Here is a 15,548-nt window from a genome sequence, read left to right as displayed (position 1 = left end):
TCGGGGATGTTTCCGAACCGCATCCGAGCGTTGCGGAGCGTCCGCCCGGACACACCAGTCCCAGCGTGCAACGAGAAACAGCCGGTCAGCCCGATGCACCGGTGCGGAAGGTCGGAATGACGGGCGGATCCGGAAGGGCCACGGTGGCGGACGGAACCGGAGAGGCGCGGCAGCGGACGGGTGCGCTCGGTCGGTCCGGCAGCCGGAGCCGCCTGGTCAGAGTGGCGCGCTGGCGCGGACGACCAGTTCCGGCTCCAGCACGACGGTGGCATGCCGGTGCTGCTTGCCCGCGGAGACCTCGTCCATGAGCAACCGGATCGCCTCCTGGCCCATCGCGCGACCCGGCATGTCCACCGCAGTCAGCGGGATCGCCGCGGTGCCGGCTCCGCGGTTGTTCTCGCAGCCGACGATCGCGACCTGGTCGGGCACGCGGACGCCCGCGACGGTGTGCAGCTCGTGGATGATGGCGTTGGCCAGCGCATCAGTGACAACGATCAGGCCGTCCGGCACTCCACCGGGCGCCCTCCGTGCGAGCTCCCGCCCGATGACATGCCCGTGGGAGGCGGTCAGACCGACGCTGTCGATCTCCTCCAGGCTGACGCCGCCTCCCGCCTCCTCGACCGCCATGCGCACCCCTCTGCGCCGGTCGCGCACAGGCTGGTAGTCATCGTGCGCGACCACGTAGGCCAGTCGCGTGCGCCCGGTGTCGATGAGGTGGCGAGCCGCCAGGTATCCGACGTGCTCGTTGTTGACCAGCACCGAGCAGCACGTACCCGGTCTCGGAGCGTAGTTGAGGAGCACAACCTGGCGCCCGTGGGAACGGATGCGGGCGATTCCGGCCGAGGAGTCCTCCATCGGCGCCAGCAGCACCCCGGTCACCCGGGACTCGTCGAAGAGGTCCAGGTAGTCGTCCTGCAGCGCCATGTCGCACGCCGTATTGGCGAGCAGCAGGTTCTGCCCGATCGCCCGGGCCGCGTCCTGCGCGCCGTGCGCCATGTCGATGAAGAGGGAGTTCTCGATGTCGGCGAGCACCATGCCGACGCTGTTGGTCGAGCCCGACACCAGCGACCGGGCCGCGTCGTTGCGCACGAAACCCAGCCGGCTGATGGCTTCGCGGACGCGCTGCGCCGTCGCAGGGCTCACCTTCGCCGGATGATTCAGGACATTGGAGACGGTCCCGACCGAAACGCCCGCGGCGTCGGCGACGTCCTGCATGCTCGGACCCGCATGCCCCTGCACTCGCGGACGGGCGGTTGCCACAGCGCTCCTCGACCTCCGGTCTCATCCAGCCCCCGATCGGACGGCACTCACAGTGACCGGACTCTCGCGGGCAAGCGGCAGGATACATGACGCGTGTTGAAGCGCTCCAAGTCTAGCGCCCGGACCCATCCGCCAATGACGCGGCGTGTGACCCATCAAGCCAGGTAACACGCCGGTACGACGCCCCGGCCTCCGCCGCCCGCAAACATGCCCAACCCACCCTGGACGGGTGATCGACACCTGCGGGCACCTAACGACGTCCGAAATATTTTGATCTGGGTAATCGCGACGGCAGTTCTTGACGAGCCGCAGGGAGCGTGCGAGCCTCCGATCGCCGAACTGATTGAAACGCATCAATAGCAGAACGGCCGAGCATCGGCCCCCACGTGCAGAGCACCGCGCAGAGCCGTCGTCGCACGTGGCTGCCCCGCATCGTCCAGCACTGCGCCGGCCGCCGCACCGGCTGTCGGCGCATGCCCTCCTCAGAGCACCTCTTCAACGGCGAGGAAGTCTCCACGACATGCACAGAAGACGAAACGCACTGGCGAAGGCCGCAGTGGTCGGCGCTGCCGCCCTGCTGATGTCGATCACGACGTCGGCCCCGCCTGCCGGCGCCGTGACCTACAGCGGCGGCACCATGTGGACGCCGCCGAGCGGAGCGCCGTCCTACGGCTCGCTCTACGCGCACGCGATCAGGCTTGAGCACAGCACCGACTCCAACGGCACCCTCCTCGCCTCCTTCGAGCAGTACTCCGGCAACGGGATGCCGGTGTACCGCAGCACCGACTCGGGGCGCACCTGGACGCAGATCTCCACCATCAACGACCAGGTGAACTCCTGGAACAACATCCAGCTCGAACCCACGCTGTACGAGCTGCCGCAGGCCATCGGCTCGTTCCCGGCCGGAACGATCATCGCGGCCGGCGACTCCATCCCCGCCGGCAACTCCCAGACCAAGATCGACATGTACGCCAGCACCGACCACGGCGTCACCTGGTCCTTCGTCAGCTCCATCGCCACCGGCGGCAAGGCCGTCGACACCAACGGCAACACCCCGGTGTGGGAGCCGTACTTCATGGTGGCGAACAACAAGCTCATCGCCTGGATCTCCGACCAGCGCGACCCGGCGCACGGCCAGAAGCTCGCGCACTTCACCACGACCGACGGCGTCAACTGGTCCTCGGAGGTCGACGACGTCGCCTACTCGACGTACGCCGCCCGGCCGGGCATGGCGATCGTGGCCCGCCTCGGCAACGGCAAGTACATCCTCACCTACGAGTACTGCGGCGCACCCGGCGGCGGCTGCCCCGTCTACTACAAGATCGCCGACAACCCGGAGAACTTCGGCTCGGCCACCGGGGTACAACTCATCACCACGGACAACAAGAAGCCGGACGGCGACCCGTACGTCACCTGGCTACCCACCGGCGGCCCCAACGGAACGATCGTCGTGCAGGCCTACAGCGACCAACAGCTGTACAAGAGCACCGACAACGGCGCGACCTGGGTGCGCATGTTCTCCAACACCGTCCAGGGCTACAGCCGCGGCCTGCTCCCCCTCGCCGACGGCAAGAGCCTCCTGGTCACCCGGGGCGGCGCGCTGGTCACCAATGGCACCAACAAGGTGACCTACGGCATCGACGACTACGGCGGCGGCATCTCCACCGGCGCCACCTACAAGATCCAGAACAACTTGAGCTCCCAGGTCCTGGGCGTCCCCAACGCCAACTCCGGATCCCAGGTCGTCCAAGCCGCAGACAACGGAACCCCCGACCACAACTGGCAGTTCCAGTTCCAGAGCAACGGCTATTACCACATCCTCAACACCTTCAGCGGCAAATACCTCGCCGTCCCGAACGGCTCCCTGTCCTCCGGCACCGGCGAGATCCAGTGGACGTCCACCGGCGGCGCCGAGCAGGACTGGTCCGTCGAACCCTCCCCCGCCGGCGGCTACACCATCACCAACCGCCGCAGCGACCTGGCGCTGACCATGGCGACCGACGCAAACGGTCAGACCTCCACGAACGAACAGGTCACCCAGGCGCCGCTCACCTCGGCGGCCAACCAGCGGTGGACCCTCCTGCAGACCGCGGCACCCGACTTCGGCAGCGGCCAGTACGTCATGGCCAACGTCAACAGCGGCAACTACGCGGAGACGGTCGGAACCAGCAGCGGCACCCAGGCCGACCAGTACCGCGACGTCAACCACCCCGACCAGTACTGGACCTTCACCCAGAACGGCTCCTACTGGACCATCACCAACGTGAACTCGGGCGACGTTCTGGACTCGGCCCAGAACATCGCCAGCGGCAGCGCCATCGTCCAGAACCCGGCTTCCGGCGCAGCCTCCCAGCAGTGGTCCCTCACCGATACCGGCAACGGCAAGTACCAGGTGATCAACCGCGCCAGCGGACTGGCCCTGGCCGTAGCGGGAGCCTCAACCAGCGACGGAGCCCTGCTCGACCAGGAAACCGTGTCCACCGCGTCCGCCAGGCTGTGGACGATCACGAAAATCAACTGACTCCCTACGCCCACTTCTCCCTGGCAGCACCAGGGAGAAGTGGGCACCGTGGATGCTGGTTCTCCTCCTCCAGAGGAGAACCAGCATCCACGGTGCCGGTCGTGAAAGGCAGTCACCGCAAGGTGGCCGACGGACCCCGGCGTGTGCCCCAGCACGTCGCAGGGTTCCTCCCGCGAGCAGATGGAAGGCTCCGTCAGGCGCGTCAAGAACGGCGAGGCCCGTGTTCCCGCGGGAGACCACGCCGTGGCCATCAAGGGGCTGGCGCAGGTACAGCGGTCTCGGCCAGTCGAATCCCACGAAAGGATCAGCATGGTGAAGCGTTCCGTCGGGCGTAGCAGGACGACGCTCACGGGCATCGCCGAGGCTGCGGGCGTCTCTGTGGCCACCGTCTCAAAAGTGGTCAACGGCCACAGCGACGTGGCCCCGCAGACCCGAGCACGCATCGAGCGGTTGCTGGTCAAGCACGCATACGTCGCACGCGGCCCTCGGGGGGCGCAGTCGCCCGTACGGACGGTAGACCTCACCTTCGACCAGCTGGCCAACCCCGACAACCTGGTGATCATCCAAGGCGTCACGGAAGCCGCCGCCGAGGCGGGCGTGGACGTGGCGATCTCCACCGCACCCGACGACCCGGTCGGCGCGGCCTGGACCCGGAAGATCACCAACGCGGGCCGGGAGGGCGTCATCCTGGTCACCTCCGAGCTGACACCGCAACAGCGGGCACAGTTCGCGCGGGCCGACATCCCCTTGGTGCTGATCGATCTCACGAACGTGCCCGACGAGTCGGTGCCGAGCATCGGGGCGACGAATTTCTACGGCGGCATGTCCGCCGCGCACCACCTGCTCAAGCTCGGCCACCGCAGGATCGCGATGATCGAGGGACGGCACGATGCCGTGTCCAACACCGCACGTCTGCACGGCTACCAGGCCGCACTCGCCGGCGCCGGCATCACCGCCGACCCTAGGCTCATCAAGCCCGGCGCCTCCCGCTTCCAGACCGCTTACCAGACCGCCACCGGCCTGTTCGCGCAGGAAGATCCACCGACCGCCGTCCTCGCCGCCACCGATCTGGCGGCGTTCGGCGTCATCGAGACCGCCCGCATGCACGGCCTGCGGGTACCCGGCGACGTCAGCGTGGTCGGCTTCGACGACACCCCGGCCGCCGACACCTGCGCCCCTCCCCTGACCACCGTCCGTCAGCCCTTCGGCGAGATCGGCCGCGCCGCGCTGCGTACTCTGCTGCGGCTCGCCGCGCGCGAACCCCTCGACAGCCACCGGGTCGAACTGGCCACCCAGCTCGTGGTGCGGGCCTCAACCGCCCCGCCGTCCCCCTGAGAGTCGAGGTCTCCGTCGCCGATCAAGCGCGCAGTATCAGGACGGCTCCAGCGCCGTGAGTCCCCAGCGGGCGCCGGTGACGTCGAGGCAACCGCTACGCCGGTGCCAGTAGGCGCCGATGGCACCGGCGATCGGCCGGCCCGCGCCCTGCACGATGTCATGGCGGAGCTGGTCGAGGTGGCCGTGACGGCAGGGACAGCGCGAATTGACCGCTTCCCGCCGGGCAGCAGTCAGTTCCGTCTGGTCGGCCTGCGCGGTCGTCTCCTGCCCGGCCGGTTTGGCTGGTCGGCATGCGCGCCATGGCGGCACTCGCCTATGCGCCAGCCGACCTCGGCATAGTCGTGCTGACTGCGTGGCGCCCCTCCTGCTCGAAATGAGTGTACCGACCATCCTCAACCTCGGCCGGCACGCCGTTCCCGGCCGACCCGGACCTCCCGGCGCGCCTTCATCGCCGCCTTCTGCGTCGGCGGAGCGCTCGGATCACAGCTCAGATCGCTGGTCGATCACTCCACCGGCTGGGCAGCGGTGACCGCCCTCGGCGCGTCTCTGCCCGTCCCGCCCTGCTGGGCCACAAAGCGGTGAGCCTTGCGTTCGGTTTTCTCCAACTCGCCCCCCACTCCGGCGGCTCCCCGCCCGGTTGGCACACAACCCACACGCCTCTGCCGTTGAAGCAGCAGGCCAACACATTGCAGGGCTGAAGGCCGAGTCTCGTCCGGCGGAGGTGATCCAGTGCGAGGCCCTGGCAGCTGCGGCCATGTCCGGGGGGCAAGGCTGCGGGAGTCCAGAAGAGAGCTCGGAACGTGCACCGGGCCGGCGGATGCCACCCCGCCGTGACCTCTCCGTCGGCGAGCCCGCCGTAAGAGCTCAACTTGGTGTTACGGATGCATTCCGAACTCTTGACGGCAGCCTTATGACTGCGTAGACATGACAGCGCAGACAGACCGTGTAGCCAGTCAATTGCGGTTCTGACATCATCTGGCTCGTCCATCCGGGCATCGGGAGACACCATGACGCGAGGAACAGCCCGCAGCAGCACCACCGCGGCTCCGCGCAGCGTGGATGTCGCCCGCGTGGCCGGGGTTTCGCAGAAGACGGTGTCGAGAGTCTTCAACGACGAGCAGTACGTCTCCGCCGGCGTGCGCCGACGCGTCCTGGAAGCCGCCGAAGAGCTCGGTTACCGGCGCAACAACGCCGCGCGGGCGCTGGCCTCTGGACGCACCCGCTCCATTGGTGTGGTGACGTTGGGCACGGCTCTGTACGGTCCCGCCTCGCTCCTCATGGGGGTCGAGCGGGTCGTCCGGGACACGGGATACGCGCTGCGCGTGGTCAACACCATGGAAGGCGACGCCGCGGGCGTGACCGGTGCCGTGGGTTCGCTCCTCGATCAGGGTGTGGACGGCATCGTCATCTCCGAACCGATCGACGAAGAAGGTGCCGAGGGAGACGCTTCCCTGCGCATCGACGTACCGGTCCTCGTCCTGGGTGCGCCGCTACCGGTCACCGCGCCCAGGGCGCTGACCGCGGGAGGCGATGTCGATCTGATGGCACACGCCGCCGTAGAACATCTGCTTGATTTGGGGCACTTGACGGTCCATCACCTGGCGGGTCCTCAGCGGTGGTTCGCCGCCCGGGACCGTCTCGCGGGGTGGCGGGCGACGTTGACCGCTCACGGCAGGACTGTGCCACCGGTCGTCGAGGGCGACTGGTCGGCCGAGTCCGGCTATCGGGCGGGACGTGAACTGATCGAGGAAGACGGCGTCACGGCAGTGTTCGCCGCCAACGACGACATGGCGATCGGCCTGATCCGCGCACTCACCGAGGCCGGACGTCGGGTGCCGGAGGACGTCAGTGTCGTGGGCTTCGACGACATTCCGGTCGCCGCCTTTGTGACTCCTCCGCTGACCACGGTGCGGCAGCCGTTCGACGCCGTGGCGCAGGAAGGACTCATGCGTCTGGTCCATGCCATCGAGAACCCGGACGCGGCCCCCTTGCCCACGAGCGATCCACCGATCGATCTCATCATCCGCGCCTCGACCGCGCCACCGCCAAACCGGACGACCCCGGTCCGCAGCGGGCGTACCGACCCTCGTTCTTCCGGGGGTGCGGACCAGGCACCGCGGTTCCCGGACCGAGCTCCGTCCACGGCCGGCTGACCCACACCGGTCACCCCTGGCAACGCAAGCTCGGGGCAGGCGCGTGTTCTGAGGACTAGCCGCTTCCTCCGGTCACGCCCCGCCCCTTCGGCCGCCTCAGCCGCACGATCGCCGCGGGGCCGTTCCTGAACCCGGCAGGCGTTGCGCCCTCACCGTCTCCGCCTCTGGTTCGCTCTCTTCATCCTCTTCGGCCGCGATCGCCACCTCCGCACACGGAAGGCTCATCGGCCCCGGTCCACGAGGACCCGCACCCGGCCCCGCCCGTGTCCGAGCCTCGGTCGGCGCGTCCGCGCCCCACCTGCATCACACCTCCGCACGCCGTCGCCAGGCGTGCCCTCATCATCTTCGCCACCGGCGGGAGTTCACCATGCGCAGAAACACGTCCACGTCCATGTCCGGCCGCTCCTCGATGAGCCGTCGGCTGTTCCTCACCACCACGGGCGCCGTCTCCCTCGGGGTCACCCTGACCGCCTGCGGCGGCAGCGGCTCCGGCGGCTCCTCCGCATCGTCCAAGGCGGTCAGCCAGACCGACATAGACAAGGCGATGAAGACGCCGACCGAGCTGACGTTCTGGACCTGGGTCCCGAACATCGCCAAGGAGGTCGCCCTCTTCGAGGCCAAGTACCCGGCCATCAAGGTCAAGATCGTCAACGCCGGTCAGGGCACGCCGCAGTACACCAAGCTGCGTACGGCGCTGAAGGCCGACAGCGGCGCCCCAGACATGGTGCAGATCGAGTACCAGGCCATTCCGACCTTCACCATCACCGACAGCCTGCTGGACCTGCGTCCGTACGGCGCCTCCGCGCTGAAGGACAAGTTCGTCGAATGGACCTGGCAGCAGGTCAGCGGCCCCAAGGGCGAGGTCTGGGCGATTCCCCAGGACACCGGCCCGCTCGGCATGCTGTACCGCAAGGACATCTTCGACAAGCACGGCATCCAGGTGCCCACGACCTGGGACGAGTTCGCCGCCGCGGCCCGCAAGCTCCACAAGGCCGACCCCGACGTCTACCTGACCAATCTCTCGGCGAACGAGCACGCCGCCTGGCACGGCCTGCTGTGGCAGGCGGGCGCCAAGCCGTACGTGCTGTCCGGCAAGAGCGACATCACCATCAGTGTCGACGACGCCGTCTCCAGGAAGCTCGGGGCGTACTGGGGCGGCCTGGCCCAGGAAGGGGTCGTCAGTACCGACCCGGACTTCACCGACGGCTGGTACGCCGGGTTCAACAAGGGCAAGTACGCCACCTGGATCACTGCCGCCTGGGGACCGGCTTTCCTCTCCGGCTCCGCCAAGGCCACCTCCGGCAAGTGGCGCGCCGCCCCCCTCCCGCAGTGGGACGCGTCGAAGCCGAGTTCGGGCAACTGGGGGGGCTCGACCACGGCGGTCATCCGCTCGACCAAGAACCCCATCGCGGCGGCGATGTTCGCGCAGTTCCTCAACAGCGACCCGGCCAGCGCGAAGATGTTCGCCACCGAACAGTTCTTCTTTCCCGCCACCAAGGCCCTCCTCGCCGATGCCTCGTTCACCGGGGAAGCGCCCGCCTTCTACGGCGGTCAGAAGGTCAACCAGGTCTTCGCCGGCATCAGCTCCACGGTCAACTCGTCCTTCCAGTGGCCCCCCTTCCTGGACCAGGCGGCCACCGACTGGACAGAGACGGTCGGCAAGTCGCTAGCCGACAAGACCGACACCGTCCGCGCGCTCGGCAGCTGGCAGTCGCGGCTCACCAGTTACGCCAAGAGCCAGGGCTTCACCGTCGAGACGCCGTAACGGCCCGTCAGGTCCTGTGTGGTGGCACGGGACCCGACCTCACTGACACCACTCCCATCCCTCAGAAGGGCCCGATGATGACTGCCACAACCGCGGCCTCCCCCAAGGGCAGGAGACGAGAGGGGTCGACACGCCTCGGGCACGGCGGCAAGAGCCGTCACCGGGCGGCGGGCCCACTGTTCGTAGCACCCTTCATGGTGCTGTTCCTGCTGCTCTTCCTCGCCCCGCTCGGCTACGCCGCCTACCTCAGCCTGTTCCAGGAACGCCTCATCGGCGGCACCTCGTTCGTCGGTCTCGACAACTACACCGAAGCCCTGAGCGATTCACAGTTCCTGCACGGCATCGGACGCGTCGCGCTGTTCTTCGTGATCCAGGTCCCCGTGATGCTGCTGCTGGCACTGGCGTTCGCCCTCGCCCTCGACAGCGGGCTCCTCCGATTCGCCCGGGTCATCCGGCTGGGCATCTTCGTCCCGTACGCCGTCCCGAGCGTGGTCGCCACGCTCATGTGGGGCTATCTGTACGGACCGGACTTCGGCCCCTTCGCCCAGCTCAGCCGCAACCTCAGCCTGCCCGTCCCGCACTTCCTCGGCAACGGCTGGATGCTCGGCAGCCTCGCCAACATCGTGACCTGGGAGTTCGTCGGCTACAACATGATCATCCTTTACGCCGCCCTGCGCACCATTCCCGAGGAGCAGTACGAGGCCGCCTCGATGGACGGGGCCGGCGCCTGGCGGATCGCCTGGTCGATCAAACTGCCGGCCCTGCGCCCCGCACTCATGCTCACCCTGCTCTTCTCGGTGATCGGCAGCTTCCAGCTGTTCAACGAGCCGAAGCTGCTGATGGCCATCGCCCCCGACGTGATCAACAGCTCCTACACCGCCAATCTCTACGCCTACACGCTCGCTTTCACTGGCCAACAGGTCAACTACGCGGCCACGGTGTCCTTCCTCCTCGGCCTCATCATCGTGATCGCCTCCTACGCCGTCCTGCTCACCGCGAACCGCAGGAGGACTTCATGACGACCACCACCCCCATCGCCAGGACCGCCGAACCACGGCCGAAGCCCCCAGTCCCGGCACCGGTTGGGCGCGGATCGGCTTCCCGACGCCGCAGCACCCCGCTCACCATCTCCATGATGGCGGCCCTGGCCTATTTTCTGCTGCCCCTGTTCTGGCTGCTGATCGCCTCGACCAAGAGCACCCCGGACCTGTTCAACAGCTTCGGCCTGTGGTTCTCGCACGCCCCGCAGCTGCTGACGAACGTCAAGAAGACCTTCACCCAGGACGACGGGGTCTTTGTCCACTGGCTGCTGAACACGATCATGTACGCGGGCGTCAGCGCGGTCGGAGCAGCTCTGCTCGCTGCCGCCGGCGGGTACGGGTTCGCCAAGTTCCGCTTCCGCGGTGACCGGTTCTCCTTCAACCTCGTGCTGGGCGCCGTCATGGTCCCGGCCACCGCCCTGGCGATCCCCACCTACCTGCTCTTCGCCAAGGCGGGCCTGGTCAACACCCCCTGGGCGGTCATTCTGCCGTCTCTCGTCAACCCCTTCGGCCTTTACCTCATGCGCATCTACGCCGAGGACGCCGTACCGGACAGCCTGCTGGAAGCCGCCCGTATCGACGGGGCCGGCGAGGCCCGGATCTTCTTCCGGATCGGCCTGCGGCTGCTGGGGCCCGGCCTGGTCACCGTCCTGCTGTTCACACTTGTGGCGACCTGGAACAACTACTTCCTGCCGCTGATCATGTTCAACAACCCGGATCTGTATCCCGTCACGGTCGGCCTCTCCTCATGGGCCGCGCAGGCGCAGAACGGGGGGGCGGGCGCCAGCAGCGACATGCTCGCGCTCGTCGTAACCGGCTCCCTGATCTCGATTCTTCCCCTCGTGGTGGCCTTCCTCCTGTTGCAGCGCTACTGGCAGAGCGGCCTGGCCGCCGGCGGCGTCAAGCAGTAGGGCACGCAGCCCTCGTACCGCTCCTTCTTTCTTCGGAGGTCTCCTCTCATGACGGCTCTGCCTGCCCGCGTCCTCTTCGGTGCCGCGTACTACCACGAATACCGGCCTCCCTACGGCACTGATCGCCCCGCCGAACGCCTCAAGACCGACCTCGACCTGATGGCCGACGCGCACATCACCGTCATCCGGGTCGGCGAGTCGGTGTGGTCGACCTGGGAGCCGGAGAACGGGCGTTTCGAACTCGACTGGCTGCAACCGGTGTTGGACGCCGCCCACGAGCGTGGCATCTCCGTCGTTCTCGGCACACCGACGTACGCCGTGCCGCCGTGGCTTGCCCGCCAGTACCCGGAGATCACCGGCGAGCGACGCACCGGCGAGCGCATCGGCTGGGGCGCCCGGCAGGAAGCCGACTTCACCCACCCCGCCTTCCGTTTCCACGCCGAGCGGATCATCCGCAAGGTCGTCGCCCGGTACGCGGAGCACCCGGCGGTCATCGGCTTCCAGGTCGACAACGAGCCGGGCCTGGAACTGTTCCACAACCACGGCGTCTTCCAGCGCTTCGTGGACCACCTGCGCGCCAAGTACGGAGACGTGGAGGCCCTCAACCGCGAATGGGGGCTCGTGTACTGGTCGCACCGGCTGTCGACCTGGGCCGACCTGTGGACCCCGGACGGCAACGCGCAGCCCCAGTACGACGTCGCCTGGCGGGAGTTCCAGGCCCGCCAGGTCACCGAGTTCATCGGCTGGCAGGCCGACATCGTCCGCGAGTACGCCGACCCCGACCAGTTCGTCACCACCTGCATCTCCTACAAGCGCCCCGGGGTGGAGGACGACGAACTGACCGACCGCCTCGACATCACCTCAGGCAACCCGTACTACGGCATGCAGGACGCCCTGCTGCTCCCCGACCCCACCCCCGACGACCACGAACAGCAGTGGCAGACCACCGGCGTCTGGTCGCTCTACCAGACCGCCGACTGGATGTTCTCCTCCCGCCAGGAACCGTTCCTCGTCACCGAGACCAACGCCGGCTCCATCGGGTTCCCCTGGGACAACCGCCCCGCCTACGACGGCCAGTGGCGCCAGGCAGCCTGGGCCCTCGTCAGCCGCGGGGCCCGCATGATCGAGTACTGGCACTGGCACACTCTGCACTTCGGCGCCGAGACCTACTGGGGCGGAATCCTTCCCCACAACGGACAGCCGGGTCGCACCTACGCCGAACTCGCCTGTCTGGGCGGCGAGTTCGAGGCGGCGGGCGAGCTGGTAGCCGGGCTCGAACCGGACGCGGACATCACGATGGTGTACTCGACGCCGAGCAAGTGGCTCATGCAGAAGTACCCGCCGCTCGCGAAGCCGGACGGCGAGCCGGACCCGGAGGCTTACCACCGCATCTTCGACCCGTTCTACCGAGGCGCCTTCGATGCCGCCCGCCAGGTACGCATCGTCCACGCCCGCCAACTGCACGACCCCACCGGCGAACGGGACGGCCTGACGCCACAGGAAGCAGTCGGCCGCCACCCCGTCCTCGTCGTCCCGGCGCTGTATCTCGCCGCCGACTCGACGCTCGACTGGCTCGCGGCCTACGCGGAGGCGGGCGGCCACCTGGTCCTGGGCCCGCGCACCGGCTACGCGGACCACGAGGCACGCGCCCGCGCCGAGTTGGCCCCGGGGCGCCTCACCGCAGCCGCAGGCGTCGCCTACGACGAGTTCAGCAACCTCGTCCAGGATGTCGCTGTTCGCGCGGCGCCCAACAGCCCGCTGAAGCTCCCACAGAGCGCAACGGCGACCCAGTGGGCCGAGGGTCTGACCGTCGGTGACGCCGACGTGCTCGCGACCTACGACCACCCGCACTTCGGCCGCTGGCCCGCAATAACCAGCCGCCGCCACGGTGCCGGCCGCGTCACCACCGTCGGCACCGTCCCCGGCCGCGACCTCGCCCGGGTACTGGCCGCCTGGATGGCACCGGACTCCCGCAACGCGTGGGGGGACCTCCCGGTTACCGTCACCGCCGCTACCGGCACCTCCCCCGATGGCCGCCGCGTTCACATCGTCCACAACTGGAGCTGGGAGCCCACCAGCGTCTCCGCCCCCGTGGACCTCTCCGACGCGCTGACGGGCACCCCCGTCTCCGCCGGCTCGGCGTTGGACCTCGGCGCCTGGGACGTACGTGTTCTCGTCGCCCCCGACGCCGACAGCGCGTCGGCCCCTGTAGCAGCCAGCTGACCCGATCCATCCCCTGAGGAGGGGCCATGCAGAGAAGAAGGCTTGGACGAGCCCTCGGCACCTTCGCGGCGACATCCGCGATCCTTGCGATACCCATGGTCAGCGCGCACGCGTACGACCCGACAGGCGGGACTCTCTACGAGCTCGGCAGCGACCCGTGCCTGAAGGGACGGGGCAACTGCGCGGTCTACCCGAAGTCGGCGCAGCTGCCGAGCGGGCGTCTGGTCGCGACCTTCGAGAAGTCCACGGTCGTGCCAGGGACGGGGAGCGCCGACGGGCAGACCCTCCCCGTCTACAAGAGCGACGACCAGGGCACGAGCTGGCAGCCGCTGTCGGAGGTCAAGGCTCCGGCCTATCTCTCCAAGGATCCCCGGTACGCGAAGTACACGAGCAACTGGACCAACCCCTACCTCTACGTCCTTCCGCAGAAGGTCGGCAGCCTCAAGAAGGGCACGCTGCTCCTGGCGAGTGTCGTCTCCGGCGACGACTACTACTACAAGGAACACAAGGCGGCTGATCCCAACTGGACGCCGAGCAACGACGGGGACCGCAAGGACCTGGCGATCGCCCTGTATTCGAGCGGTGACGACGGCAGGACCTGGAAGGTGGTCAACGTCATCGCCACCGGTGGGTGGCAGGGCGGCAGCGCAGGCGCCATCGGGCAGAACGTCGCGAGTGCCAACACGGACAAGCAGGTCGATCCCCTGTGGGAGCCGTACCTGATGGTCTACCAGGGCAAGCTCGTCTGCTACTACTCCGACGAGAACGACTACACGGGCTTCGACCCGGTCACCGGTGTGCCGGCTCTCGACCCCGCCAACGACACCGCCGCCGACTCGCACGGCCAGATCCTCGTCCACAAGACCTGGGACGGCAGCGAGGGGAAGTGGAGCAACCCGGTCGTCGACATCTCCGGTTCGAGCCAGGACATGGAGGGCGGCAAGACGGAGATCGGTGGCGGCCGGCCGGGCATGACCAATGTCGTCCCGACGGCGGACGGCAGGTGGTTGCTGACGTTCGAGTACTGGGGCGGCGGGGCCAGCACCAGGTACGCGATCGCCGACAACCCTCTGAAGTTCTTCCGCGGTACCCAGACCGGCATGTCCGTCGGCTCACTGCCGGTCGTCGCGGGTTCCCACCCGCTCACGGGCGGCGGAAGCCCGGTCATCATCCGGCTCCCCGACGGACGCCTGGTCTACAACGCGTCGAACAGCGGCGACGTCTGGGTCAACGAGAGCGGGCGCAGCGACGGGGTGTGGACGGAGTACCAGACGACATCACCGGCCGGCTACAGCCGCAACCTCCAGTACGTCGACGGCACCGGCCGTATCGCCATCCTCAACAACCAGGGCACGTCCACGATCGCCTACGCCGAGGTCGACCTCGGGGACTCGGACGGCCCCTACTACCGGCTGGTGAACCGCAGGACCGGCCAGGTGATCGGCACCGGAAACAAGACCAACGACGCCAACCTCGGCAACGGGGACGTGCCCGACGTGGCCCTGGAGGACGCGGGAGCGGCGGCCGACCCGGACACCCAGTACTGGCACGTGGTGACCGAACCGCAGGGCGGTACGACCCTGCTCAACAAGTCCGGCGGCAGGGCGGCTGCCATCTGGACGGGCAACGCCACGGCTGGTCAGAAGATCGGCCAGTGGGTCGACAACAGCTCCTCAGGCAGCTGGAACCTCGTCAAGACCACCGATGGCTACTACAGGCTCCAGGCGGCCAAGAATACCGACCTCTATCTGACCGGCGCGTCCTTCGGAGCCCCGTTGACCCTCCAGAACGAGGCCTCGGACGGGTCGCAGGACTGGAAGCTCGTGCGGTAGGCCGTCTTCCTCCACAACCTGACAGGGACAGCGGTCGGGGCTCCGGCGATCGAACCGGGCCCCAACCGGGTCATCTGCCGCTTCAGGGCGATAGAACAGTGACTGCAATACCGAACAGAAGGGCGGCCCGATCGAAGGGCTCAAGACCAAGGACATCTTCAGGTACCTCAAGCGTTTCGTCGCGCGAGAGGTCTATCACCACCCTCACCAGCGCACCATCGACATCTGCGGCCACTTGACGATCTATAGGAGCTTCAGAGTCAGGCTGAGGCCATTTCCAGACACGCAGCGCCATCCTGCTCACCCGGCTCAGCCACCCGATGGACCCGTTCGACGGGCGACCGGCAGCACTGCACACGGGCACTCAGCACCGATCACACGTCAGCAGAGGTAGTCGACGCGGGTGACCCGGACCCGCGGAATCGATCACTTCCCGTAGACCTGCTTCCAATGCGCCCGGTGACGGGGGTCCCCCTGACCGCGACCATTCACACGGCTCAACAATGAC

Annotated in this window: 10 protein-coding genes; 8 read left to right on the top strand and 2 right to left on the bottom strand. The window is 68.0% G+C overall.

Annotation, left to right across the window (positions count from 1 at the left end; genetic code table 11):
- Window positions 1-216: 216 nt before the first annotated feature.
- A complete protein-coding gene (locus ACZ3KP_RS02765) occupies window positions 217-1,215 on the bottom strand; it encodes a LacI family DNA-binding transcriptional regulator (RefSeq protein WP_387152553.1) in 999 nt (332 codons plus the stop codon).
- A gap of 565 nt (window positions 1,216-1,780) precedes the next feature.
- Here ACZ3KP_RS02765 and ACZ3KP_RS02760 point away from each other — a divergent pair.
- The 8 genes from ACZ3KP_RS02760 (at window position 1,781) to ACZ3KP_RS02725 (ending at window position 15,040) form a co-directional block, all read left to right on the top strand.
- Complete coding sequence (locus ACZ3KP_RS02760; RefSeq protein ID WP_387152551.1) at window positions 1,781-3,781, top strand: RICIN domain-containing protein; 2,001 nt, start codon at window positions 1,781-1,783, stop codon at window positions 3,779-3,781.
- 309 nt (window positions 3,782-4,090) lie between these two features.
- Complete coding sequence (locus ACZ3KP_RS02755; RefSeq protein ID WP_387141599.1) at window positions 4,091-5,116, top strand: LacI family DNA-binding transcriptional regulator; 1,026 nt, start codon at window positions 4,091-4,093, stop codon at window positions 5,114-5,116.
- A 1,055-nt stretch (window positions 5,117-6,171) separates the two neighbouring features.
- Window positions 6,172-7,269, top strand: coding sequence for a LacI family DNA-binding transcriptional regulator (locus tag ACZ3KP_RS02750; RefSeq protein ID WP_387141596.1), 1,098 nt, complete (start codon window positions 6,172-6,174; stop codon window positions 7,267-7,269).
- A gap of 367 nt (window positions 7,270-7,636) precedes the next feature.
- Window positions 7,637-9,034 carry an ABC transporter substrate-binding protein gene (locus ACZ3KP_RS02745; RefSeq protein ID WP_387141593.1) on the top strand — a complete coding sequence of 466 codons (1,398 nt, stop codon included), beginning with the start codon at window positions 7,637-7,639 and terminating at the stop codon, window positions 9,032-9,034.
- Window positions 9,035-9,111: 77 nt separating this feature from the next.
- Window positions 9,112-10,053, top strand: coding sequence for a carbohydrate ABC transporter permease (locus ACZ3KP_RS02740; protein ID WP_387141602.1), 942 nt, complete (start codon window positions 9,112-9,114; stop codon window positions 10,051-10,053).
- Window positions 10,050-10,985: a carbohydrate ABC transporter permease gene (locus ACZ3KP_RS02735; protein WP_387141590.1), complete on the top strand. Its 936-nt coding sequence runs from the start codon at window positions 10,050-10,052 to the stop codon at window positions 10,983-10,985. Before ACZ3KP_RS02740 ends, ACZ3KP_RS02735 begins: the two co-directional genes overlap by 4 nt.
- A gap of 48 nt (window positions 10,986-11,033) precedes the next feature.
- Window positions 11,034-13,208 carry a beta-galactosidase gene (locus tag ACZ3KP_RS02730; RefSeq protein ID WP_467495788.1) on the top strand — a complete coding sequence of 725 codons (2,175 nt, stop codon included), beginning with the start codon at window positions 11,034-11,036 and terminating at the stop codon, window positions 13,206-13,208.
- Between the two features lie 26 nt (window positions 13,209-13,234).
- Window positions 13,235-15,040: an RICIN domain-containing protein gene (locus ACZ3KP_RS02725; RefSeq protein ID WP_387141587.1), complete on the top strand. Its 1,806-nt coding sequence runs from the start codon at window positions 13,235-13,237 to the stop codon at window positions 15,038-15,040.
- Between the two features lie 82 nt (window positions 15,041-15,122).
- Here the strand turns inward: ACZ3KP_RS02725 and ACZ3KP_RS02720 are convergent, their stop codons facing one another.
- Entirely contained in the window at window positions 15,123-15,275 is a 153-nt protein-coding gene (locus ACZ3KP_RS02720) for a hypothetical protein (protein ID WP_387141584.1), read from the bottom strand.
- Window positions 15,276-15,548 lie beyond the last annotated feature (273 nt).

The sequence above is a fragment of the Streptomyces sp. NPDC020958 genome (genome assembly GCF_055562175.1).
Note: the sequence above shows the minus strand (reverse complement) of the source record. Positions and strands in the feature narration are given on the sequence as shown.

Excerpts from the sequence above, each read along its gene's own strand:
- ACZ3KP_RS02725 (WP_387141587.1), top strand. The coding sequence starts at position 13,235 with ATGCAGAGAAGAAGGCTTGGACGAGCCCTCGGCACCTTCGCGGCGACA.
- ACZ3KP_RS02735 (WP_387141590.1), top strand. The coding sequence starts at position 10,050 with ATGACGACCACCACCCCCATCGCCAGGACCGCCGAACCACGGCCGAAG.
- ACZ3KP_RS02760 (WP_387152551.1), top strand. The coding sequence starts at position 1,781 with ATGCACAGAAGACGAAACGCACTGGCGAAGGCCGCAGTGGTCGGCGCT.
- ACZ3KP_RS02755 (WP_387141599.1), top strand. The coding sequence starts at position 4,091 with ATGGTGAAGCGTTCCGTCGGGCGTAGCAGGACGACGCTCACGGGCATC.
- ACZ3KP_RS02730 (WP_467495788.1), top strand. The coding sequence starts at position 11,034 with ATGACGGCTCTGCCTGCCCGCGTCCTCTTCGGTGCCGCGTACTACCAC.
- ACZ3KP_RS02745 (WP_387141593.1), top strand. The coding sequence starts at position 7,637 with ATGCGCAGAAACACGTCCACGTCCATGTCCGGCCGCTCCTCGATGAGC.
- ACZ3KP_RS02740 (WP_387141602.1), top strand. The coding sequence starts at position 9,112 with ATGACTGCCACAACCGCGGCCTCCCCCAAGGGCAGGAGACGAGAGGGG.
- ACZ3KP_RS02765 (WP_387152553.1), bottom strand. The coding sequence starts at position 1,215 with ATGCAGGACGTCGCCGACGCCGCGGGCGTTTCGGTCGGGACCGTCTCC.